Below are 20418 nucleotides of genomic sequence, written 5' to 3'. Positions count from 1 at the left end.
GTGATGTGATGAAACCTCGGTAGGCGCACTCAGGCGCCGTTGTGCGGCAGCAGTGAGCCGAGTGGCCCGAGGTCGAGATTGAGATCGTCCATCGTCAGGTCGTAGCGATCGCACAGCTCCGTCATGCGTTCGTGCAGGATCATCAGCGTCATGCCGATCCGCTCCTCCTGGGACTCACTCAGGTCGCCCTGGTCGACGCGGTGGATCGCGGTGCGCTCCATGAGCTGGCGGAGCAGTTCGACGATGGTGAGCACCAGTTTGATGAGATCCCGCTCCACGGTGTCCGGGTCGGTGTGCAGTCGCTGGGCCGCCGCCGAGGGGCCGCTGTCGTCCGGTCGCGCGGGGCTGAGCCCGAACGCCTGGGCAGCGGCGCGTGCCACCTCTTCGGCCGCCGCGGCGGACGTGCCCCCCGCGCCTGGTGCGCGGTCGCCTCCGGTCATGGTGTCCACCTCCTCCTCGTCGGGGTGCCCCGCTCGCGTACGGAACGGTAGGCCGGCCTCACCACGGCGCCGGCTCCTCACCGGTGATCGACCGGATCACCGCCCGGAGGTTGATGTGGACGAGATCCACGTCGGCGATGGACAGGACGAGGTCCCCGGTGAGCACGGCCCCGCCGTTCAACAGGCGGTCCAAGATGTCGATCAGGGCGATGGGCGGGCCTCCACGGGGCTCGGTCTCGCCGAGAACGCCGCCGATGATGTCCGTGCTCACCGTGGCCCACCGCCGCCCGCGCTCTCCGCCGTCACCGCGGTGGCGAACGAGTAGGGCGCCCACGGCCCGGTCACCTCGACGAAGACCCCGGGCACGTCCTCGGCCAGTGCGGAGAGCTCCCGACGGAGCTGCTCCGTGTGCTCCCGGGGAACGAGATAGGCCTCGTTGGCCACGTTCACCCCGGGCCGGGAGGCGGCGAGCCGGCCCTGCTGCGGGCGGTGCACCGCCCGGGAGGCGGCCACCCCGTCCGCCAACCGCGCTGCCCGGGCGGCCAGGTCGGACGCCGACCGGTAGGCGTCCTGGCTGTCACGCTGCTGCGCCTGACGCTGCCGGAGATAGGCGCGGCCCGCTCCGGCCCCCGCCGAAGCCGGGGTGGCCGGAGCCGACGCGGCGGCCGGGCGGGGATCGGCATAGACCTTCATCCCCAGCTCGACATGGCCCTCCAGGCGGCCCAGCAGCTCCCGGAACTCGCTGCACTGCCGGACCAGCATGTCGGCCACCCGGGCGTCGTCGAGGTAGACCGTGGCCAGCCGCATCGGCAGGACCGAGGTCTCCGCGAACGCGGCGTCCACCACGGCATGGTGGGCCCGGGCGACCGCTTCGAGCCGGTCCAGGTCCTCCATCTGCGCGGTGAGGCCCCGCTCGCTGAACGTGTCCGCCGGTACGGCGGAGACGAGTGCGCACAGCCCACCCCCGCCGACGGGTCGCAGGGGCCGGCCGTCCACGCCCGGCAGCCGGGCGGCGAGCCCGTCCAGAGCGGGGCCCTCATGGCCGACGGCGTAGACGTAGGTCATCTCCCCGACGCCCGCGCCCGGGAAGCCGGCGGGTGCGTTCGGTCCGGTGCTCATCGTTCCTCCTCCTGTTCGGCCGGGGCCGCCTGGGCGCCGACCGCCGCGGAGCCCGGAATCCCGGCCGCGGCCGACCGCATACGGGCCAGTTCGGCACGCAGCCGCTCGTTCTCGTCGGCCAAGGCGTCACGCCCGGGGCCTGCCTCGGTCTCACGCACGGGGCGGGCCTCGGTCTCACGCACGGGGCCTGCCTCGGTCTCACGCACGGGGCGGGCCTGGGAGGAGAGCGAGGGGTCGTGCTCCCACCAGTCGATGCCCATCTCCTTGGCCTTGTCGACGGAGGCGACGAGCAGGCGGAGTTTGATGGTGAGCAGCTCGATGTCGAGCAGGTTGATCTGGATGTCACCGGCGATGACGATGCCCTTGTCCAGCACCCTTTCCAGGATGTCGGCGAGGTTGGCCGACGAGCCCTGCTGCCCGTACGCCGGGCCTGCCCCCCGGGGCGGAGCCGGCAGCCGGCCGGCGAGTGAATCGGACACGGTGTCTCACGCCTTTCCGTGGGGTGTCGGTCGGTGCGGCCCGCAGCGCGAGCCCGGTGGCACCTGATCCGTGTGCCGGCCGGTCACCGGTCGGCGGTGGCCGCACGGCGTCGGGAGCGACGGGCCGGCCGCGGCTCCTCCTCCGTATCGTCGGCTGCCACCTCGTCGTCGTCCTGCTCCTCGGCGTCCTCCTCAGCCAGTTCCTCCGACTCGTCGTCCTCGTCGTCCTCGTCGTCCTCGGCGTCCTCGGCGTCCTCGGCGTCCTCGGCGTCCTCGGCGACGAACTCCTCGTCCTGGGGCTCTTCGTCCTCGTACGCGGCCTCGTCGTCCTCGGGTTCGGACTCGGGCCCGGACGCCTCGTCCTCGTACGCATCGCCGGGCGCGCCGTCATCGGGCTCGGCGCCCGCGTCGTTCCGCGCCTCCTCCTCGTCGAGCGCTTCGTCGTGACCGACGACGACTTCTCCGTCACGGATCTCGCCGCGCCAGCTGTCCGTGGCCTCACCGCGCATCATGATGAACTTGCGGTAGAGCTTGAGGTCGAGCCGGGCGCGGCGGCCCTGGGCGCGCCAGATGTTGCCGGTCTTCTCGAACAGGCCCTTGGGGAAGTACTCGAGGACGAGCAGGACCCGGGTGAGGTCGTCGGTGATGGCGTGGAAGGTGACCACTCCCTTGACGGTGCCCTTGGCGCCCTCGGTGGTCCAGGTGATGCGTTCGTCGGGCACCTGCTCGGTGACGTTCGCCTTCCAGCTGCGGGTCGACTTGGCGACCTTCACCTTCCAGTTGCTGGTGGTGTCGTCCGCCTTCTCCACGCTGACGACACCCTTGGCGAACGAACTGAACTCCTGGAACTGGGTCCACTGGTCGTACGCCTCGCGGACCGGGACGCCGACGTCGATGTCCTCGACGATGGCGACGCTCTTGGACTTGCCCCCACCGGACTTGCGCCCCTTGCCGAACAATCCCTTGACCTTGTCCTTGACGGTGTCCTTGAGATGGGAGGCGCCCGCGCTCAGGGCGGCCTGACCGGGTGACTTGCCTTCGCCGAGGGCTTGGCCGCCCTTGGCAAGGCTCTTGAGGGCGCCGCCCCCACCGCCCGGCTCCGCCAGCTTGGACACCGAGTCACCGAGGCGGTGCCCCAGCTGGGTCACCGCGTGTTCGGCACGGGCCCTGAGGTAGTTCTGCAGCTCGTCCTTGAGGCGGTCGGTGGCCGGGTTCTTGACCACGTCGTCCTTGATACCGCCGAGTGCGGAGTCAGGCATGGTCGCCTCCCCGGGCCTTGCGGGCGCCGGAGGACGCGGTCTTGCGCGCGCCCGAAGCCGCGGTCTTGCGGGCGCCTCCGGTGCGCTTGCGCGCAGGGGCGGCGGACTTTCGAGGAGTGCGCTTGCGCTTCTCGCCCCCGCCCGTGTCCTCGTCCCGGTCCGCCTCGGTCTCGTCGTCGGTGACCGTCCTGGGCTCGTCGTCCCTGTCCCGCTCGTCGTCGGCCACGTCGCCGGCCTCCAGCGCCTGGGTGCGCTGCTGGAGGGAGTCGGCCAGGCTCCCGGCCCGCTGCGTGACGGCCTTGGTCGCCGCCGTCCTGGTCGCGTCGACCAGCTCCTTGCGCACCTGGTCGTTGAGCGAGCCCAGGGCCGGTGAGTCGGCCAGCATCCTGCCGATCCGGCGCGGGTCGAGATCGATCTTCTTGCCGACGAGGAACATTCCGAACCCCAGGGCGAGTTTGGCCTTCTTGGTACGCCCCAGCAGGTATCCCCCCACCAGAGCCGCGCCTATCTTGGCGTTCTTCGTCATCTGCGATGCACCTCTGCTCTCCCCCCGGTCACGTGTGGTCGATGGTCACGGCGCGCGGCGTGTGCTGTTCCGGTACTCCTCGATCTCGTCGAGCCGGTCGAGCAGCTCGTCCTCGCGCCGGTCGAACTCCTCGGCGTCGATGAGGCCGTTGTTCAGGTCCTGTTCCAACTGGGCGAGTCGGGCGCGAACCGGCTCGGGGTCGTAGTACTCCTCCTCGGCGGCATGGACGACCTGGTCGAGTACCCAGACCGTCCCCCGTACGGGGGCCAGCGGCAGGGTCAGGATGCTGCTGATGAGGCCCATGGCGGGCGGATCACCTCCGCTCCCGGGAATCGGACCGGCCCCGGGGACCCGGCGGTCAGACGAAGCTGTACGGCGGCAGCGGGCCGGTCAGGGTGAAGGAGTACGCGTCGCCGCGCTCCTCCGCCTCGCGTCGGACCGCGGCCACGAAGGCATCGGTCTCCGCCCGGGGCACGAGGAAGGACAGGTTGAGGAACTGCTGCGGGGCCGGCTCCGCGTGCGAGGTGCGGTCCGCGGCGTCCGCGAGGCGGGCGGCGACACTCTCCGCCTCCTTCAGACCGCGGTCGGTCACCTCGCGGGCCACCAGCTCTCCCAGGGCGACCCGGTCGTCGTGGCTGCCCTCGGTGCGCGTCCGTTCGTTGAGCTGCCGGATCTCGTCGGACTCGGTCATGATCTCCCGGAGGAGGTCGTCCTCGTCGCGGCCGGCCTTGAGGTTGTACTCCACCCGGCCGTCCAGTTCCTTCAGCCGCTCCTGGTACGCGTCGGCCTCCCGGTCCAGGGCCGCGGTGACCTCGTCGTCGCCGGGGCCCACCAGCCCGAACCGCATGGGCAGGGTCGCGCCCTGCGCCATCAGCGTTTCGAGCACGCTCTGATGGGCCATGACATCGCGTCGCTTGGCGCGGAGTCCGGGAGGTGCGTCGCTGACCACGGCGGCCAGCCGTCCGGAGCGCAGGGTGCGCAGTTCCGAGGGCGGGTCGCCCACGCCGTGCAGGCCGTTCAGGGGCAACGGGTGGCCGGCGTCGGTGATGGCGTAGATGTAGGTGGGCACCGTTACTCCTCGCGTCGCTGGGTCTGACGGCTGGACGTCGCCTTACGGGCCGGACGCTTACGAGGCTCCTCCTCGGGCTCCTCACCGCTCTTGCCCTGCAACGACTCGCTGAACGCCTCGACGGCGCCGGTGAGCGCGCCCTTGGACTTACCCTTGGCGCCGTTCTCCGTCATGTCGCCGACCAGGTCGGTGAGCTGACTCGGCGCCTTGCGGCCGGACTCAAGATCGAGCCGGTTGCAGGCTTCGGCGAACCGCAGATAGGTGTCGACACTCGCGACCACCACGCGGACGTCGATTTTGAGAATTTCGATACCGACCAGGGAGACGCGGACAAATGCGTCGATGACCAGCCCGCGGTCGAGTATGAGTTCAAGAACGTCGTAGAGATTTCCCGATCCGCTCCCACCGGACGTCGCATTGCTCTGCTGAACGAGTGTCATGGGGAACTCCTTTCGGTGGTCTTCGTTAGGTCCGACGACGGAATTTCAGCGACGATCGATCTGGCCCCTGGCATAGCGGCGCAATCGTTCGTAGGACAAAAGCGTTCCCTGCGGGTCGAGTTGAACCCGGTAGGAGGCCATCACACTCATGGTGTCCGGCACTCTCTCCAGCTCGACCACTTCCACGTCTGCCGACCAACCGTCGCCGGTGGCCTTCACCGAGGAAACAGAACCCGGCTCGCACTGGAGCAATTCCGTGAGCTGCGCGGAAGCCTGCCGCATGGCGGTAGGCACATCGACGCGCTTTCCGTCGTGCTCTTCATCGGTCTTCTTCTCGGTGCTCATCCTTCACCTGTCGCCGGGGATGACCGCTCAACTGATCGGTCTCCGTCGTCCATGGCTGACATTCGCCTGCCCCTGCAATCCGGACGTATGCACGACCCGCGCGTACCGAGGGTCCTCATGGCCCCTCGGGGGTACGCGAAGCGGACACGACCACGAAGGAGCCACCCATGCACATCTCCGGACTCATCAGCGCTCTGGTCATCGGTACGTCGGTCGGTCTGCTGGGACGTCTCGTCCTGCCCGGCAGCCAGCACATCGGGGTCCTGTGGACGCTCGTCGTCGGCATGGCCGCAGCGCTCCTCGGTTCGCTGCTGGCGTCCGTGCTGGGTGTGGGCGACACGCGGGGCGTCGACTGGTCCGAGTGGCTCATCCAGATCGTCCTGGCCGGCCTGGGCGTGGCAGCCCTCGACCGCGCCCTCGCCGGAACCGAACGACGGCCGTGGAGGCGGGGGTGACGCCCGCCGTTCGGGGCGACGCCGGATCGCGTCGCCGTTCAGTCGGTCCGCAGGTCGCTGGAGGGGCCGGTGTCGCCCATCGCCCGGCGGTCCTCATCGGACCACGAACGCGTGTCGCGAGGCTCGACGTAGGGCTCCTCGAACGGAGGATGACCGCCCAGGATGGCGCGCTCGCGGGCCATCTCGGCGTCGAACTCCAGGCCCAGCAGTATCGCCAGATTGGTGATCCACAGCCAGACCAGGAAGACGATGACGCCGGCCAGGGTCCCGTAGGTCTTGTTGTACGAGCCGAAGTTGGCGACGTAGAAGGCGAACCCGGCGGAGGCCGCCATCCAGATCAGCAGCGCCAGCACACTGCCCAGGGAGCCGAAGGCGAAGCCCCGCCCCTTGGCGTTCGGGGCCGCCCAGTACAGGATCGCCAGCATGACGGCCACGCAGACGACGAGGGCGGGCCACTTGGCGATCGACCAGATCAGGAGCGCGGTGTCGCCGATGCCCAGCAGTGCGCCGAGCTCATGTGCGATTCCCCCGGTCAGCACCACCATCAGGGCGCAGGCGCAGGCCAGGATCATGAGCACCAGGGTGAGCCCGACCCTTATCGGCAGCACCTTCCACAGCGGACGGCCCTCCGGCAGGTCGTAGACCGAGTTCGCCGCTCGCATGAAGGCCGCCACATATCCGGAGGCGACCCAGAGCGCGCCCAGCAGGCCGGCGACCGCCAGCACCGAGCCGGTGCCGCCGCTGCCCTCCAGCTGAGTGATCGCGCTGGTGATCACGTCCTTGGCGGCCCCCGGCGCCAGCTTCTCGACGTTGTCCAGCGCCTTCCGCGTGGTGGACTCACCCGCGACCCCGAGGAGCGAGACCAGCACCAGGAGGGCCGGGAAGAGCGACAGGATTCCGTAGTACGTGAGCCCGGCGGCCCGATCGGTCAGTTCGTCCTGCTGAGATTCCTTCGCCGTCCGTTTGAGGACCGCCCACCACGACGCCCTGCCGATCGCGGTCGGCGCGTCCGGTGCGTCGCGCTCCACCCGCGCCTCGGGCCCGGCCGGCTGCCGCTTGCGTTCTTCGTCTGCCATGAAGAGCGGCTACCCCGGACAGCGACGTTATGCAGGCTCGGCCCGTCGCGCGGGCCAGAACTCCGAGTACGGCGGAGCCGCTGCGGGTCCGGGAGGTTTCCGGGCCCGTGGCGGCTCGCCGCGTTCGGTGCGTAAAGGCGTCCAGGTGCGTCCCGGCGTCCCCGCGTGAACGGCGCCCCGGCGTGAACATCGCGGCCCCGGGGCACGTACCCCTGTCCGAAGGCATCAGGACAGGGACACCGACGAAGGGAATGCCGCGATGAGCGCAACGCAGGGGCGCCGGAGCCTCCTCGGACGCCGCACGGTCGTCGTGGCGGTGGGAGCGGCCGGAGCGGCTGCCGCCCTCACCGCGTGCGGCGGCGGATCGGACAGCTCGGAAGGCTCGGACACGGTCGAGCAGCCCGGCAGCGGGGGCGAGAACAAGGGCGCGGGCGGTGCGGTGCTCGCCGCGGCCTCCGACATTCCGGAGGGCGGCGGGGTGGTCTTCGCCGCGCAGAAGGTCGTGGTGACCCAGCCGCGGCCCGGCGAGTTCAAGGCGTTCTCGTCCACGTGCACCCATCAGGGCTGTGCGGTCAAGGACGTCTCGAACGGCACGATCACCTGCCCCTGCCACAACTCCACCTTCGACGCCGCCACGGGCAGCCCGACCGGCGGGCCCGCCACCCAGCCGCTGCCCGCCCGTGAGATCACCGTCGAGGGCGATTCGATCAGGCTGGCGTAGGGCCCGTCGTCAAACCGCCGTCGCCCCCTTCCTGTCTGCGCGGCCGCTTCCAGCCGCCGAGGACCGCGTCCGTGGTGGTGACGGTGGCGACCAGGGCGAGCGTGTTGCGGACCATGGCGGGGGTGTATTCGGCGGGCACCCCCGCGATGGCGTCGGCGGGGACGACGGCCGTGTAGCCGAGGTTGACGGCGTCGAAGACGGCGTTGGGAATGGCGATGTTGGCCGATACGCCGGTGACGACGAGCGTGCGGCAGCCCAGGTTGCGCAGCAGCGGGTCGACGTCGGTGCCGGCCAGGGGCGAGAGGCCGTGCAGCCGGCGGACGACGAGGTCCTCGTCGGCCACCTCGACGGGGGGCGCGACCCGGACGGCGGTGCTGCCGGTGTGCTGCTGGACGGGCAGCCGGGCGGCCGCGCGGAAGAGCCGGGCGTTGCGGTTGCCGCCGCGCCCGTCGGGCCGGCTCTCGGCGACCGCGTGCATCACCTGGATGCCGCTCTCGTGGGCGGCGGCGACGAGCCGGGCGATATTGGCCAGGGCACCCGACGAGCGCGCGACGGCGGCGAGTTCGGGCAGGGCGCTGTCCGGCCCCACGACACCCCGCTGGCACTCGACGGTCAGCAGGACGGTGGTGGCGGGGTCGAGCAGCGCGGTGAGCCACTCCTGTGATTCCCTCGACTGCACGGGCGCTCCTCCCTCTCCTGGTCTCCACCGACCGGGGCGGACTTCTGCGGACGGGCCTCCGTGGGCGGACTTCTGCGGACGGACCGGGCGCGCGAGAGTAGCGGCCGTTGCGTCACGATGGAAGAGCGTCCATGATTTCTGACACCTGATCAGGTTCCAGGTGCGATTCCAGGAGAGGGCGACCATGACCGATACCCAGCGACGAGGCCGCCGGATCATGATGACCCCCGAGGAGCGGGACGCCTACCTCGGCGAACAGCGCACCTGCCGGGTGGCCACGCTCGGCTCCGACGGCGCTCCGCACATCGGTGCGCTGTGGTTCGTCTGGGACGGCGGCTCTCTCTGGCTGTACTCCATCACGCGCAGCCTGCGCTGGTCCCAGCTGCGCGAGGACACCAGGATCGCCGTGGTCGTGGACGACGGCGAGGGGTACGAGGAGCTGCGCGGCGTGGAGCTCACGGGCCGGGCGGAGTTCGTCGGCGAGGCGCCCCGCACGGGCGAGCCCTGCCCCGAACTCGACGAGCCGGAGAGGCTGTTCCCCATGAAGTACTTCGGCATGACGGAGATGCCGCACGACGGACGGCACGCCTGGCTGCGACTCACCCCGGAGAAGGTCACCTCCTGGGACTTCCGCAAGCTCACCGGTCTCACCTGATCCCGGCACACGGGACGACGGCGGCCGGCACGAAGCTCATCCCCCGGCGGCAGCAACGCCCGCACCCGCCGCCCGGAGCGCCTCCACCGCGGCGCGGACCGACGGGCGGCGGTCGGCGTCGGTGCGCCAGACCGCGTGGACGTGCCGCCGCATGGTCTGCCGCACGGGCACCAGGCGCACCCCTTCGGGGACCGGGCCGCGCCCCAGCCGGGGAGCCACGCAGACGCCGAACCCGGCGGCGATCAGGGCGAGTTGCGTATGGTGCTCACCGGCCAGGTGGGCGATGCGCGGCTCGATGCCCCGGGAGCGGAGGGTGAACATCAGCCACTCGTAACAGAATTCGCCCTCGGGCCAGGACACCCACGGGTCGTCCGCGAAGTCCTCCAGCTCCACCTCGTCGCGGTCCGCCAGTGGATGTCCGGCCGGCATGGCGATGTCCGGTGCGTCGTCGAGGAGTTCGGCCTTGGTCAGCCCGCCGGGCACGGGCAGCCGCTTGTTGCTCCAGTCGAGTACGACGGCCAGGTCGACGTCTCCGCGGAGCACCGCGCGCAGCCCCTGCTCGGGCTCCAGCTCCCGGGTGCGGACGGTGAGGTCGGGGTGGTCCGCGCGCAGGGAGGTGAGCGTCGCGGGGAACAGTCCGCGGGCCGCGGTCGGGAAGGCGCAGATCCTCACCTCGCCGACGACCTCGCCCCGCTGCGCCTCGATGTCGGACTGCGCGAGCTCCACCTGCGACAGGATCCGCGCGGCGTGGCCCGCGAGCAGCCGGCCGGCGTCGGTGAGGCGGACGCCGCGGCCGTGCTTGGCGAGCAGCCGCTGCCCCACCTCGCGCTCCAGCTTGGCCATCTGCTGCGATACCGCCGATGTCGTGACGTGCAGCCCGTCGGCCGCACCGCTCACCGAGCCGTGCCGGGCGAGGGCGTCGAGGGTTCGCAGCCTCTCCAAGTTCAACATGTAAGCGATGCTACGCGAACACACACAGAAACATTCGCTTGTCCTACGAGGTCTTCTTCGTCAGGCTGAACCTCATGAGCGCTCCCTGCGAGCCGAGGGCCACGGCCCCGGCATCGGCACCTCCCCCTCCCGTTCCGTCCGCGCCGTCCGCCCGGCGCCCTGCTCTCGACTGGCGGATCCGGTTCGCGGCGCTCTCGCTCATCTGGGGGTTCAGCTTTCTGCTGATCAAGGTCGGGACCGAGGGCTTCGCCCCGTTCCAGGTCACCTTCGGCCGCCTGCTGGCCGGTACGGCGGTGCTGGTCGCCGCGATGGCGATGCGCCGGGAACGGCTGCCGCGTTCGGCCCGGACCTGGGGTCACCTCACGGTCGCGGCGTTCCTCCTCAACGCGCTGCCGTTCTCGCTCTTCTCCTACGCCGAGCTGACGATCCCCTCGACGCTGGCCGGGATCTGCAACGCGACCTCGCCGCTGTGGGGCATGGCACTCTCGGTAGTGGCCCTGTCGGAGGACCGCCCGACCCGCCGCCGGGTGGCCGGTCTCGGTGTCGGCTTCCTCGGCGTCCTCACGGTGCTGGGCGCCTGGCAGGGCTTCTCCGGCCTGGACCTGCCGGGTACGGGCATGGCGCTGCTCGCCTCGTTCTGCTATCCGGTCGGCTGGATCTACGTCCGCCGGACTCTGGCCGGGACGGGCTCGTCGACGCTGGCGCTGACGGGCAGCCAGCTCTTCCTCGGTACGTTGCAACTGGCCGTGGTGACACCGCTGTTCACCTCGGCGCCCACCTCCTTCCCACTGCTCCCGATGCTCAGCGTCCTCGCCCTGGGCGCGCTGGGCACGGGCCTCGCGGTGCTGCTCCAGTACGGCCTGGTCCAGGAGGTCGGTCCGACGACGGCCCAGATGGTCACGTACTTCATCCCGGTGATCGCGACGGCGGCGGGCGTCGCGCTGCTCGGCGAACAGCTGAGCTGGAACACCCCGGTCGGGGCCCTGATCGTCCTCGTCGGCGCGGCCCTCACCCAGAGCCGCGCCCGCCCGGCGCCCGCGCCCGCCCCGCCGGGCACGCCCGCCTCGCCGGACGCGGACGGCGCCCGCCTCAGCCGTAGCTGACCGGCCGTGCCGGGCCCGCGGCAGCGGCCACCGCGTCCGCCAGGGGCCCGATGTCCGCCGCGGTCAGCGGGGAGACGGTGAGCCGCACGCCCTGGGGGGTGTCCAGCCGGAAGCGGGCCCCCGGGGCCGCCGCCCAGCCCGCGTGGAGCAGCCGGGCGACGGCCCCGGTCTCATCGCTCACGGGCACCCACACGTTCATCCCACTGCGGCCCCGGGCGCTCACGCCGCGCTCCGCCAGCGCACGGATGAGCGCGTCCCTGCGATCGCCGTAGGACCGGGACACCGTACGGGTGTCGACGGCGCCCGAGGTCCACAGTTGGAGGACGGCTCGCTGGAGCAGCCGGCTGACCCAGCCGGGCCCGAGCCGCTGCCGCCCCGCCACCCGGTCGACCGTGACGGCGTCCCCGGTGAGCGTGGCGACCCGCAGGTCCGGGCCGTACGCCTTGGCCGCCGAGCGGATGAACGCCCAGTGGGCCGTCGCCCCGGCCAGCGGGTGCAGCGGCAGGTCGACGATGGCGTGCCCGTGGTCGTCCTCGATCAGCAGCACGTCCGGGTGCCGGGCGAGGACCGCGCGCAGTTCCCGGGCGCGCGGCGCGTCCAACGACGCACCGGTCGGGTTCTGCGCCCGGCAGGTGACGACGAGGGCCCGCGCCCCGGCCCGCAGCGCCCGCTCCACATCGGCGGGCAGCGGACCGGAGTCGTCCACGCCGACCGGTACGGCGCGCAGCCCGAGCGCCGGTACGAGGTCGAGCACGCTGCCCCAGCCGGGGTCCTCCACCGCCACCGCGTCGCCCGGCCTGAGGTGCGCAGCGAGGACCCGCTCGATCGCGTCCAGGGCGCCGGACGTCACGGCGACCGGCCCGGCGGGGACTCCGTCCGCGTCCAGCGCGGCGCGGGCGTACGCGGCGAACTCCGCGACCACCGGGGGCTGCCCGTACAGGCCGTGGCTCTCCGCATCGGCGGCCGCGGCCGCGGCGAGCGCCGGCCCGAGGTCGGGCAGCAGCTCCGGATCGGGATTGCCCTCGCCGAGGTCCCGGACGCCCGGAGGCGCTTCGATCCGCAGCGATCCGCGCGACGTGCTGGCCGGGGCGGGACGCACCCGGCTCCCCCGACGGCCCGCCGTCTCGATCACCCCGCGCTCGCGCAGTGTCCGGTAGGCGGCCGCCACCGTATTGGGATTGACCTCCAGGCGCGCCGCCAACTCCCGCATGGGGGGCAGCACATGGCCCGGCGGGAGGTCTCCGGAGCCGACCCCGCGCTCGACACTGGCGGCAATCTCCGATGCACGCCGCCCACTGATCCGATACTCTCCTAGCACAAACATCATTATGCACTAGTGCAACGGAGTGAGCAATGCAGCCCACCGCAACGCCCGACGGCACGGGCTCCGGCGTCGCCGCCCCCTACCTTCCCACCGATCGCACGGTGCCCACCCGGTCCAAGCAGCGCGCCTCCTACGACCGCGAGCTGGTCCACTCGATCCTCGACGAGGCGTATCTCTGCCACCTGGGCTTCGTGCGCGACGGCGCCCCGGTCGTCCTGCCGACCCTCTTCGGCCGGAGAGGAGAGCGGCTGTACGTCCACGGTTCGACGGGCTCGCGACCGCTGCGGTCGGCGACGGGCGCGGATCCGGGACTGCCGGTCTGTCTGACGGTCACCCATGTCGACGCCCTCGTGCTGGCCAGGTCCGCCTTCCATCACTCGATGAACTACCGCTCGGTGGTGGTGCACGGCACGGCCGTGGCGGTGACCGACCCCGAGGAGCGGCGGCTCGCCCTGGACGCGATCGTGGACCAGGTCGTGCCGGGCCGCTCCCGGGACTCCCGGCCGGCCGACGCCAAGGAACTCGCCGCGACGGCGGTGATCCGGCTGGACCTGAACGAGGTGTCCGCGAAGGTCCGCACCGGCGGGCCCAACGACGAGCCCGAGGACAGCGCCCTCCCCCACTGGACCGGCATCGTGCCGCTCACCCGGGGCTACGCGGCGCCGGTCCCCGCGGACGACCTGGATCCCGCCATCGGCGTACCGGACTACCTGTCCGCGCGCTGAAGGAGGTCGCGGCAGCCACGGCTGCCGCGACCGGCACTCCCCCGCCCCCGTCGGGCAGGTCACGTCACGCCGCCAGGGCCTCCTTCCGGCGGGCGACCGCCGCACCGCGCGCCTCGGCGAAGGCCAGTCCGGCGACGGCGGTCAGCAGAAGCAGCGTGCCGAGGACCGTGGCCGCCGTCAGCCGCTCCCCCAGGACGGTCACCGCGATGACGGCCGCGCTCACCGGCTCCAGGAGCATGATCACGGAGACGGTGGCCGCCCGGACGGCGGCCGCTCCGGCGAAGTACAGCGCGTAGGCGAGCGCCGTGGGTACCGCCGCCACATAGACCAGCAGCCACAGCACCTGCCCGGTCTCGGCGGTGTGCGGCACCAGTCCCTCGGCCAGGGCCATGGGCAGCAGGCCCACCGCCCCGATGCCGAACGCCCAGGCGCTGGTGGTCAGCGCGTCACCGCCGCCACCGTCCCGCCCGAGCCACCGGGTGAGCAGCGTGATCGCCGCGTACCCGGAGGCGGACAACAGCGCCAGCAGCACCCCGGCCGGCACGACGTCGCCGCCCTCGCCGCCCAGGACCAGCACGGCGAGTCCGGTCAGCGCGCCGGTCACGGCGGCCAGGCCGCCCCTGCCGAGGCGTTCGCCCAGCAGCAGGCGCGCCCCGAGGGCGATCAGGACGGGCCCGGCGCCGAGCGTGACGACGGTGCCGACGGCGAGTCCGGTGGCCTCGACGGCCGCGAAGTACGCGCTCTGGAACACGGTGAGACCGACGCCGGTGCCGAGGATCCGGAGCAGCCGGCGACGCCGGGGTTCGGGCTCCCGGGGGGCCCGGCGGGGCCGCAGGGCGAGCGCCCCGGCGAGCAGGACGAGGCCACCGGCGCAGCGCCAGAAGGACAGGGCGAGGGGGCCGAGATCGCTGACCCGGAAGATCAGGGACGCGGCCGCGCCGGCGGTGCCCCAGGCGACTCCGGCGACGACGAGATACAACAGGCTCCGCCCGACGGGCAGCGCGGAAGCAACGGGGATGGACATGTGACTTCTCCAGAGGAGGACAGGGTGGTGGGTCGCTCGGCTCCGCACGCGGGCAGCGACGAACCGCTCGGGGACTGCCCGAGCCCGGTCTTCGTCAGGAGTGGCCGCCCGCGCTAGGCGGCAGGCGGCGGCAGCACAGTCAGATGCATGGTCGGCACATTAGTGCGGGGTACGGCCGCCGGACAACTCGCCCTCGACGGACCGGGCCACCGGGCCGGTGGCGGCCCCGGTCCCGGCCCCGGCGGCCACCGGGCCCGACGGGGGCTTCGGCGCGGCGGACTGGGCGATGAACGCACCGGTCAGGACGACGAATCCGCCGATGAGCTGCGGCGCGGAGAGGTGCTCGCCGAGGAGCACCCAGGCCAGCCCGGTCGCGATGACCGCTTCGAGGCAGGCGACGACCCCGGCCACCTGGGGCGAGAGCAGCCGGACCGAGACGACCCCGGTGACGTACGCGAGCACGGTGGCGAGCAGGACGATCCAGCCGAGCAGCAGCCAGGCGGGGACCTCGTTGCCGTCCATGCCCGCGCTACCGCCGAGCAGTGACCAGTCCATGCCCCAGGGCCGGGCGACGACGGTGAGGACGCCCGCGCCGACGATCAGTCCGTACGCGATGACGCCGACGGGGTGCGGAGGCTCGGCGTGCCTGCCCTCGCCGTCCCGGCCGTCCTGCCCGCCGTGGTCGGAGAGGACGAAGTAGCCGACCTGGCAGCAGGCCGCGCCGAGGGCCAGCAGCAGCCCGAGGAGATCGAAGCCGAGCCCGGCCCACACCTCGACGACGCAGGCGAGGCCGCCGACCGCCAGCACCACGCCGAGCGCGGCGGCCCGGGTGACCGGCCTGCCCTGCACGAAGCGGACCCAGCCGAGGACCAGCGCGGGCGCCAGGTACTCCACCAGGAGCGCCACGCCCACCGGGATACGGGAGATCGAGGCGAAGTAGAAGGCCTGGACCCCGGCCACAGCGAACAGGCCGAACCCGGCGAGCAGGGCGGGACGTTCCCGTACGAGGTTCCGGTGGCGCCAGGCGACCGGGAGCATGATGACGGCGGCGCCCGCGACACGCAGCCAGACCACGTGCAGCGGGTCGAGCCCCGCCTCGATCAGCGGCTTTGCCGCCACTCCCGAACCGCCGAACGCGCAGGCCGAGAGCAGGGCGAGGCCCAGCCCGGCACTTCTGCCCTGAAACCCCGATGACGCGTGCATCGGCACATCATGGCAGCAGTCGACAGCACCGTCATCCCCGTGACACCTGTCGAGACGGCACCCCTCACGTGCTCACCCCTGTCGTGCCGCGTCGGCCGTAAGCACGGCCGCCCGGTCCGCCAGCCACCGCGCGTCCACGCCCCCGCGGGAGAGCACCTCCACCGCACGCGACTCGGCGTCGGCAGCCAGCGCGGCGAGCAGATCGAGACCGGCGGCGCGCGACGCGCCGCGCGACGCCGCACGGTGCAGCGCGCCCTCCATCGCGGCGAGCGCCAAGGGCGACCAGCCGTCGACGGCCGGGGCGCGCACCACCGGAACGGCACCGGAGTCCTCGACGGAGCCCTGCCAGCGGAGCCCGTAGCCGATGCTGCGCTGGACGAGATAGCCGAGCACCCTGGCCGGCTGCGGGCCTCCGTCGAAGGCCTCGCGGACTTCGGGGTCCGTCTCGATCAGCGAGTGCAGGAGGTGAGCGGTGTCGATCTGCCGGTCCCCGTCACGCAGCGCACGCCTGCGCGCACCCGTCAGCACCGATGCCAGTTCCACGGTGAAGCGGGCATCGAGTTCGGCGTGGTTCGGTGCGGGCGGTTCAGGCATGCGAGGCGTCCGGTTTTGCACACCTCTACCCCATCAGTCCGGCGGCCGGAGGACATCCCCGGAGCGACCCATCGGGCATCCCACCGAAGTTGGGGACTCCGGAGCGACCCCTCATCCTTGCGGATGAGATCGCGCCGAGAGGCACAACCATGTCGTCTCGGGGCGCGCGCCGCCTTGCATCGCACGCCCCCGCGGCAACCGCGGCCCCCCGCGCGTACGTCCCTCACGCCACAGCACAGAGGGCGGGGACGGGAGGGAGGAACGGGTGTTCTGGATGGTCGCTCTGCTCGCCCAGGACGGGCTGCAGTACGTCTACCGCGTGCACGCACCCGATGACGCCCTGCCCGCCGATCTCTTCTGGACGGCCTTCCACTGCCACGACGAGGGCCCTCACCCCCGGGCGTCGGACCGCTTCGACGCCGCCGTGATCTGGCGGAACCGGCAGCCCCAAGAGATCTGACAGTTCGTCAGTATTGAATGTTGGCGCGACCGCCGCTACGTTCCGCGACACCGAAACCGGACGAACCAGGGGTGGTCGCATGGCTGAAGTCAGCGCCGAGGCACGCATCGAGGCACCCGCCGAGAAGGTCTGGGTCCGCCTGACGGACTTCTCGTCGTACGGGGAGTGGAACGCCACCCACACCAGCTTCCCCCGGGGCGGCCCGGCGGAACTGGAGCTCGCGGCCACCTACGAGGAGAACATGAAGCTCATGGGCTTCCCGGCCGAGGTGACCTGGACGGTCGACGAACTGGAGAAGGGCCGCCTGCTGGCGACCCGGGGCAAGGGCCCGATGGGGGTCAACCTGGCCATGCGGTACTCCCTGACCCCGGAGGGCGACGCCACGACGATGCGCATCGACGGGGAGTTCACCGGCGCGGCGGTCTCCCTGATGGGCGGCAAGCTCAAGGACTCCGCGACGGCGGCGCTCCAGGAGTCGCTGCGCAAGCTCGGCGGGCTCGTCACCCCTTGATCGCGCCCGGCCGCACGATACGCGAAAGGCCCCGCGGAATCGTCCCGCGGGCCCCTCCCCCAAGCCCTTCATCACGCACGACTCGCTTCGCGGCTCAGTGCTCGTCGGCGAGGATCAGGTAGGGCTTCTCCGCCCCCTCGGCGATGGCACGGTCCATGCCGGCCGGCATCGAGGCGAACTCCAGCGGCACGTGCGCCGTGAAGCGGTCGCGCATCTGCTCGTAGAACAGGCGGTGGTGGTCCACGGGTCGGCCCGTGACCTGGGTGACGGTGGTGGCGATGTCGTCGTAGCTGAGCGCCTCCGGCCCGGCGAGGACGAGATCGGCGTTGGGGGCGTTTACGTCGGTCAGGGCATGGACAGCGACGGCCGCGATGTCCCCAACGTCCACGAAGCCGACCCGGCCGCGGTCCAGATGGCGCCTTCCTCACCGGATGCTCACGGCGTGCGCGTGCGTGCCGGTGAAGTTCCGCACGAACCACAAGGGCCGCAGCACCGAGCCGATCTTGTCGAACATCTGGCCGGACATCAGGGTGTCCCGCGCGAGAAGATGCGGGCGCGATCGGCGAACTTCACTGCCGGAGTCCTGGACTCCGGCCCGGTACGGGGCCCGGCGAACGAGGGCTGACCGAGGACCCGGGAACCGACGACCGATGGGTGTTCGCTCGCCGCCGACAGGCTTCGACAGACCTTCGGTTCCTGAGGATCCATCCGGCAACACCTGCTGCCCGAGGACCCGGGTAGCCGCCGTCGCCGCAGGTGAGGGCCCTGCCCGCCCACCTGCGCGCCGAACGATCAACCTGGGACGGCACGGGGCAGCCGACGGCGGGGCCTCGGAGAGGTTGGTGTGCGGGACCGGCGAAACCGGGTAACGTCTTCGTCATTCCAGACGCCGATCCACGAGTGAGAGCGTGACGGGCCGCAGCTGACGTCCCTCGACGTCGCCGCCCGTCCCCCACCGATGAATCCGTAGATCACTTCACATCATTGACCGGGAGAACCCGTGACCGTGAGCAAGAACATCAACAACCCCGTGGGCCAGGGAGGCGGCCAGCGCAAGAGGCTGTCGCGCGCCGAACGGCAGAACAACGGCCCGCACCGCAACCTCGACCGCCAGGACGCGGCCGACCAGAAGGCGGAACTGGTGCGCAAGATGCGCGAGAAGGCCGGCGCGACCGAGAGCACCGGACAGACGGGCGACGACACCGCACAGAGCTGACGCACCGCCGCCGCAGGGCGGCACCGCACGACATCAGGGCCCGGACCGCGCCGCGCGGTCCGGGCCCTGCGCGGCCGGGGTGGCACCGGCCAGCACCATGCTCGGGGTGACGCGACTGGCGGTCCCCGGCCTGATGGTCGAGCTCGAGGGCACCGCCGTCGCGTGACGCGGCCTCACCGCCTGTACCGCCCGGGCCGGCCGAACAGGCGCGAGCGGTGCGGGCGGAGGGGCGATCAATCGCCTTTCGCCCCCGCCCGCCGAGCGCTAGCATTCCGGGCGACGCATGACCCATCAGGAGCGGAGAGACATGCCCGGTCGTCCGAGCGCGCGCTGACGTCGTAGGCCGAGTCCGGCCCGTCATCGCGTGCTGCCCCTGAGGTCGCAGCACAGCGAGCCCTTACCCGCCCGATGCCCGGGTGCGCTTTCGCGCGCCGGGCGGCGGATCTCGTTCCCGGCGACCCCAGAGGTTCCTGTGCAGTCCCCTTCCTTTCCTTCTTCCTCCGGCTGTCCGGGTTCCGGTCGGGCCGTGCCCTCGCGTCTGTGGCGGGACGCCGACTTCCGCAGGCTCTGGGCGGGCCAGACCGCCTCCCAGCTCGGCGAACACACGATGCTCGTGGTTCTGCCGCTCTTCGCCGTCCTGGCGCTCGACGCGGGCGCGGGCCAGTTGGGCGCCCTCCGCGCCGTGGGACAGGCGCCGATCCTGCTGCTGTCGCTCCTCGCCGGTGCGTTGGTGGACCGGTGGCGTGCCCGCACGGTGATGGTGCTCACCGACGCCGCCCGTGCCGTGGCACTGGGCTCGGCAGCCGTGGCCGGTCTCCTCGGGCTGCTCGGTCTGCCCGCGCTGTTCGTGGTCGCGTTCACCGTGGGTGCCCTGTCCGTGCTCTTCGACGTGGCGTATCAGGCGTCCCTCGTACGGATGGTGCGGCGCGATCAGCTCGTGCAGGGCAACAGTGCGCTGGAAGGCAGCCGGTCCGCGGCGCAGATCGGCGGCCCCGCGCTCGGTGGTGCGCTGGTGTCACTGCTGTCGGCGCCGGTCGCCATCGCCTCCGGCGCGCTGTTCTTCGCGGTGTCGTTCGTGTCACTGCGGCGGATCCGCCGGGCCGAAGCCGTACCGGAGCGCAAGGCACCGGTTCCGGAGCACCCGAAGCGCTCGGACCGGCCGGACCTCTCTGCCCGCCCGGAGCACCCGCAGCGCACCTCTCGGGTACGGCACCGGATCCACGAGGGCCTGCGCTTCGTCGCCGGGAACGCCTGGCTGCGGGCCGTGTGCCTCGCCTCGGCCGCCTTCCAGTTCTCCTTCGCGGCCACGATGACCGTCTACCTGCTCTTCCTCCCGCGCGAACTGCACCTGGCGGGCGCCACCGTCGGCCTCGCACTCGCGGCGACCGGGCCGGGCGCGCTCCTGGGATCGGTCCTGGCAGCGCGGCTGCCGGGGCGGTTCGGCCACGGCGTGGTTCTCGTGTCGGCGGCGCTGCTCGGCAACGGGGCCCTGCTGTGCGTACCGGCGCTGCACGGATCCTCGGCCGCGACGGTCCTCGCGCTCCTTGCCGCCAACTTCGTGTTCGGCACCTTCAGCCAGCTGGTGAACGTCACGGTCATGTCGGTGCGCCAGGCGGTCACACCGGCCGGAATGCAGGGGCGTGCGGCCGCGACGATCACCTTCGTCGGCATGGGCTTCACCCCGCTCGGATCACTCCTCGGTGGCTTCCTCGCGCAGGAGTGGGGTCTGCGCTCCGGCCTCCTGGTGACGGCCGCGGGCATGATGCTGTCCCCGCTCCTGATGGCCGCGTCCCCGCTCGCCCGCCTGGGGCGTGTGCTTCCGGGCCCCGCAGGAGGGACAGCGGCCGACGGAACGACGTGAGCCGGGACGACCCACGCCGGGCCGGGACAGGCCGGGGCGTACCGCTGCGGCGTGATCCGGCTGCGGAACACCCTCGACTCAAGGAGCCGCAGCCGGGGAACCTCGTGACCGTCGTGGAAGAGACGCCGACCGCGGCCCTGGACGGCCGGGGGGACGAAGAGCCGGCAGACGGAGAGGCGGGCA

At 72.0% G+C, this 20418-nt stretch carries 27 protein-coding genes and 1 pseudogene; 10 read left to right on the top strand and 18 right to left on the bottom strand.

The genetic code is table 11. The features are described from left to right. Positions 1–29: 29 nt before the first annotated feature. The 10 genes from IG90_RS0112240 to IG90_RS39345 all read right to left on the bottom strand — a co-directional run bounded on the left by IG90_RS0112240 (position 30) and on the right by IG90_RS39345 (position 5677). Positions 30–440, bottom strand: a complete 411-nt coding sequence (locus tag IG90_RS0112240) for a gas vesicle protein K (protein WP_033894106.1) — start codon at positions 438–440, stop codon at positions 30–32. Positions 441–498: 58 nt separating this feature from the next. After that, entirely contained in the window at positions 499–711 is a 213-nt protein-coding gene (locus IG90_RS0112235) for a gas vesicle protein (RefSeq protein WP_030582007.1), read from the bottom strand. Then, positions 708–1559, bottom strand: a complete 852-nt coding sequence (locus tag IG90_RS0112230) for a GvpL/GvpF family gas vesicle protein (protein ID WP_051860094.1) — start codon at positions 1557–1559, stop codon at positions 708–710. The genes IG90_RS0112235 and IG90_RS0112230 overlap by 4 nt, the downstream gene beginning before the upstream one ends. Then, positions 1556–2038: a gas vesicle protein gene (locus tag IG90_RS0112225; protein WP_030582001.1), complete on the bottom strand. Its 483-nt coding sequence runs from the start codon at positions 2036–2038 to the stop codon at positions 1556–1558. Before IG90_RS0112225 ends, IG90_RS0112230 begins: the two co-directional genes overlap by 4 nt. Positions 2039–2121: 83 nt before the next feature. Continuing rightward, the gene (locus tag IG90_RS0112220) at positions 2122–3297 is read right to left on the bottom strand and encodes an SRPBCC family protein (RefSeq protein ID WP_030581998.1); all 1176 of its coding nucleotides are present in this window, start codon (positions 3295–3297) and stop codon (positions 2122–2124) included. Next, complete coding sequence (locus IG90_RS0112215) at positions 3290–3823, bottom strand: hypothetical protein (protein WP_030581995.1); 534 nt, start codon at positions 3821–3823, stop codon at positions 3290–3292. Before IG90_RS0112215 ends, IG90_RS0112220 begins: the two co-directional genes overlap by 8 nt. A 45-nt stretch (positions 3824–3868) precedes the next feature. Next, the gene (locus tag IG90_RS0112210; RefSeq protein WP_030581992.1) at positions 3869–4126 is read right to left on the bottom strand and encodes a gas vesicle protein GvpG; all 258 of its coding nucleotides are present in this window, start codon (positions 4124–4126) and stop codon (positions 3869–3871) included. A gap of 55 nt (positions 4127–4181) precedes the next feature. Then, entirely contained in the window at positions 4182–4892 is a 711-nt protein-coding gene (locus IG90_RS0112205) for a GvpL/GvpF family gas vesicle protein (protein ID WP_030581989.1), read from the bottom strand. Between the two features lie 2 nt (positions 4893–4894). Further along, positions 4895–5332 (bottom strand): gas vesicle structural protein GvpA, encoded by a 438-nt coding sequence (locus IG90_RS0112200; protein WP_030581986.1) that lies wholly within the window; start codon positions 5330–5332, stop codon positions 4895–4897. Positions 5333–5377: 45 nt separating this feature from the next. Then, complete coding sequence (locus IG90_RS39345) at positions 5378–5677, bottom strand: gas vesicle protein GvpO (RefSeq protein WP_030581982.1); 300 nt, start codon at positions 5675–5677, stop codon at positions 5378–5380. A gap of 167 nt (positions 5678–5844) precedes the next feature. Between IG90_RS39345 and IG90_RS0112190 the strand changes: the two genes are divergently transcribed. Then, on the top strand, positions 5845–6132 hold the full coding sequence (locus IG90_RS0112190) for a GlsB/YeaQ/YmgE family stress response membrane protein (protein ID WP_030581979.1): 288 nt from the start codon (positions 5845–5847) through the stop codon (positions 6130–6132). Positions 6133–6170: 38 nt separating this feature from the next. Here the strand turns inward: IG90_RS0112190 and IG90_RS0112185 are convergent, their stop codons facing one another. Continuing rightward, complete coding sequence (locus IG90_RS0112185) at positions 6171–7208, bottom strand: YihY/virulence factor BrkB family protein (protein ID WP_051860093.1); 1038 nt, start codon at positions 7206–7208, stop codon at positions 6171–6173. Positions 7209–7467: 259 nt separating this feature from the next. Here IG90_RS0112185 and IG90_RS0112180 point away from each other — a divergent pair, with 259 nt between their 5' ends. Then, positions 7468–7929: a Rieske (2Fe-2S) protein gene (locus IG90_RS0112180; protein ID WP_030581971.1), complete on the top strand. Its 462-nt coding sequence runs from the start codon at positions 7468–7470 to the stop codon at positions 7927–7929. On the opposite strand, the gene IG90_RS0112175 is transcribed toward IG90_RS0112180, so the two are convergent. Further along, positions 7916–8608 carry a cysteine hydrolase family protein gene (locus IG90_RS0112175; protein WP_030581968.1) on the bottom strand — a complete coding sequence of 231 codons (693 nt, stop codon included), beginning with the start codon at positions 8606–8608 and terminating at the stop codon, positions 7916–7918. The genes IG90_RS0112180 and IG90_RS0112175 overlap by 14 nt on opposite strands. Before the next feature lie 184 nt (positions 8609–8792). On the opposite strand from IG90_RS0112175, the gene IG90_RS0112170 reads away from it, so the two are divergent. Further along, complete coding sequence (locus tag IG90_RS0112170; RefSeq protein WP_030581966.1) at positions 8793–9263, top strand: pyridoxamine 5'-phosphate oxidase family protein; 471 nt, start codon at positions 8793–8795, stop codon at positions 9261–9263. A gap of 36 nt (positions 9264–9299) precedes the next feature. Here the strand turns inward: IG90_RS0112170 and IG90_RS0112165 are convergent, their stop codons facing one another. After that, the gene (locus IG90_RS0112165) at positions 9300–10214 is read right to left on the bottom strand and encodes a LysR family transcriptional regulator (protein ID WP_030581954.1); all 915 of its coding nucleotides are present in this window, start codon (positions 10212–10214) and stop codon (positions 9300–9302) included. 74 nt (positions 10215–10288) lie between these two features. On the opposite strand from IG90_RS0112165, the gene IG90_RS0112160 reads away from it, so the two are divergent. Further along, on the top strand, positions 10289–11317 hold the full coding sequence (locus IG90_RS0112160) for a DMT family transporter (RefSeq protein ID WP_030581951.1): 1029 nt from the start codon (positions 10289–10291) through the stop codon (positions 11315–11317). Here IG90_RS0112160 and IG90_RS0112155 read toward each other — a convergent pair. Next, positions 11304–12635 (bottom strand): aminotransferase class I/II-fold pyridoxal phosphate-dependent enzyme, encoded by a 1332-nt coding sequence (locus IG90_RS0112155; RefSeq protein WP_078585267.1) that lies wholly within the window; start codon positions 12633–12635, stop codon positions 11304–11306. The two genes, IG90_RS0112160 and IG90_RS0112155, sit on opposite strands and share 14 nt — an antisense overlap. A gap of 35 nt (positions 12636–12670) precedes the next feature. On the opposite strand from IG90_RS0112155, the gene IG90_RS0112150 reads away from it, so the two are divergent. After that, positions 12671–13366, top strand: coding sequence for a pyridoxamine 5'-phosphate oxidase family protein (locus IG90_RS0112150; RefSeq protein ID WP_030581932.1), 696 nt, complete (start codon positions 12671–12673; stop codon positions 13364–13366). A 64-nt stretch (positions 13367–13430) separates the two neighbouring features. Here IG90_RS0112150 and IG90_RS0112145 read toward each other — a convergent pair whose 3' ends face one another. The 3 genes from IG90_RS0112145 to IG90_RS0112135 all read right to left on the bottom strand — a co-directional run bounded on the left by IG90_RS0112145 (position 13431) and on the right by IG90_RS0112135 (position 16208). Next, on the bottom strand, positions 13431–14390 hold the full coding sequence (locus IG90_RS0112145) for a DMT family transporter (RefSeq protein WP_030581928.1): 960 nt from the start codon (positions 14388–14390) through the stop codon (positions 13431–13433). 159 nt (positions 14391–14549) lie between these two features. Beyond that, entirely contained in the window at positions 14550–15593 is a 1044-nt protein-coding gene (locus IG90_RS0112140; RefSeq protein ID WP_030581925.1) for an EamA family transporter, read from the bottom strand. A gap of 72 nt (positions 15594–15665) precedes the next feature. Continuing rightward, positions 15666–16208: a Clp protease N-terminal domain-containing protein gene (locus IG90_RS0112135; RefSeq protein ID WP_030581922.1), complete on the bottom strand. Its 543-nt coding sequence runs from the start codon at positions 16206–16208 to the stop codon at positions 15666–15668. 244 nt (positions 16209–16452) lie between these two features. Between IG90_RS0112135 and IG90_RS0112130 the strand changes: the two genes are divergently transcribed. Together IG90_RS0112130 and IG90_RS0112125 are read left to right on the top strand one after the other, a co-directional pair. Beyond that, positions 16453–16647: a hypothetical protein gene (locus IG90_RS0112130; protein ID WP_030581919.1), complete on the top strand. Its 195-nt coding sequence runs from the start codon at positions 16453–16455 to the stop codon at positions 16645–16647. Positions 16648–16726: 79 nt separating this feature from the next. Continuing rightward, a complete protein-coding gene (locus IG90_RS0112125; protein ID WP_030581915.1) occupies positions 16727–17158 on the top strand; it encodes a type II toxin-antitoxin system Rv0910 family toxin in 432 nt (143 codons plus the stop codon). Positions 17159–17252: 94 nt separating this feature from the next. Here the strand turns inward: IG90_RS0112125 and IG90_RS39340 are convergent, their stop codons facing one another. After that, on the bottom strand, positions 17253–17546 hold the full coding sequence (locus tag IG90_RS39340) for a Rossmann-fold NAD(P)-binding domain-containing protein (RefSeq protein WP_209443555.1): 294 nt from the start codon (positions 17544–17546) through the stop codon (positions 17253–17255). Positions 17547–18158: 612 nt separating this feature from the next. Between IG90_RS39340 and IG90_RS0112115 the strand changes: the two genes are divergently transcribed. The 3 genes and pseudogenes from IG90_RS0112115 to IG90_RS0112105 all read left to right on the top strand — a co-directional run bounded on the left by IG90_RS0112115 (position 18159) and on the right by IG90_RS0112105 (position 20235). Further along, positions 18159–18374 carry a DUF6243 family protein gene (locus IG90_RS0112115; RefSeq protein ID WP_030581911.1) on the top strand — a complete coding sequence of 72 codons (216 nt, stop codon included), beginning with the start codon at positions 18159–18161 and terminating at the stop codon, positions 18372–18374. Positions 18375–18423: 49 nt separating this feature from the next. Beyond that, positions 18424–18540: pseudogene (locus IG90_RS45740) on the top strand (RidA family protein); the annotation flags it as partial. 360 nt (positions 18541–18900) lie between these two features. Then, positions 18901–20235 carry an MFS transporter gene (locus IG90_RS0112105; protein ID WP_324604276.1) on the top strand — a complete coding sequence of 445 codons (1335 nt, stop codon included), beginning with the start codon at positions 18901–18903 and terminating at the stop codon, positions 20233–20235. Positions 20236–20418 lie beyond the last annotated feature (183 nt).

Origin of the sequence: Streptomyces anulatus, from assembly GCF_000721175.1 — a bacterium.
GTDB lineage: Bacteria > Actinomycetota > Actinomycetes > Streptomycetales > Streptomycetaceae > Streptomyces > Streptomyces anulatus_C.
The sequence above is the reverse complement of the archived record's forward strand: the minus strand, read 5'-3'. Positions and strand labels throughout refer to the sequence as shown.

Bases quoted from the DNA above. Each gene is read 5' to 3' on its own strand.
- IG90_RS0112240 (WP_033894106.1), bottom strand. From the start codon at position 440: ATGACCGGAGGCGACCGCGCACCAGGCGCGGGGGGCACGTCCGCCGCG.
- IG90_RS0112230 (WP_051860094.1), bottom strand. From the start codon at position 1,559: ATGAGCACCGGACCGAACGCACCCGCCGGCTTCCCGGGCGCGGGCGTC.
- IG90_RS0112220 (WP_030581998.1), bottom strand. From the start codon at position 3,297: ATGCCTGACTCCGCACTCGGCGGTATCAAGGACGACGTGGTCAAGAAC.
- IG90_RS0112215 (WP_030581995.1), bottom strand. From the start codon at position 3,823: ATGACGAAGAACGCCAAGATAGGCGCGGCTCTGGTGGGGGGATACCTG.
- IG90_RS0112210 (WP_030581992.1), bottom strand. From the start codon at position 4,126: ATGGGCCTCATCAGCAGCATCCTGACCCTGCCGCTGGCCCCCGTACGG.
- IG90_RS0112200 (WP_030581986.1), bottom strand. From the start codon at position 5,332: ATGACACTCGTTCAGCAGAGCAATGCGACGTCCGGTGGGAGCGGATCG.
- IG90_RS39345 (WP_030581982.1), bottom strand. From the start codon at position 5,677: ATGAGCACCGAGAAGAAGACCGATGAAGAGCACGACGGAAAGCGCGTC.
- IG90_RS0112190 (WP_030581979.1), top strand. From the start codon at position 5,845: ATGCACATCTCCGGACTCATCAGCGCTCTGGTCATCGGTACGTCGGTC.
- IG90_RS0112185 (WP_051860093.1), bottom strand. From the start codon at position 7,208: ATGGCAGACGAAGAACGCAAGCGGCAGCCGGCCGGGCCCGAGGCGCGG.
- IG90_RS0112180 (WP_030581971.1), top strand. From the start codon at position 7,468: ATGAGCGCAACGCAGGGGCGCCGGAGCCTCCTCGGACGCCGCACGGTC.
- IG90_RS0112170 (WP_030581966.1), top strand. From the start codon at position 8,793: ATGACCGATACCCAGCGACGAGGCCGCCGGATCATGATGACCCCCGAG.
- IG90_RS0112165 (WP_030581954.1), bottom strand. From the start codon at position 10,214: ATGTTGAACTTGGAGAGGCTGCGAACCCTCGACGCCCTCGCCCGGCAC.
- IG90_RS0112160 (WP_030581951.1), top strand. From the start codon at position 10,289: ATGAGCGCTCCCTGCGAGCCGAGGGCCACGGCCCCGGCATCGGCACCT.
- IG90_RS0112150 (WP_030581932.1), top strand. From the start codon at position 12,671: ATGCAGCCCACCGCAACGCCCGACGGCACGGGCTCCGGCGTCGCCGCC.
- IG90_RS0112145 (WP_030581928.1), bottom strand. From the start codon at position 14,390: ATGTCCATCCCCGTTGCTTCCGCGCTGCCCGTCGGGCGGAGCCTGTTG.
- IG90_RS0112140 (WP_030581925.1), bottom strand. From the start codon at position 15,593: ATGCACGCGTCATCGGGGTTTCAGGGCAGAAGTGCCGGGCTGGGCCTC.
- IG90_RS0112125 (WP_030581915.1), top strand. From the start codon at position 16,727: ATGGCTGAAGTCAGCGCCGAGGCACGCATCGAGGCACCCGCCGAGAAG.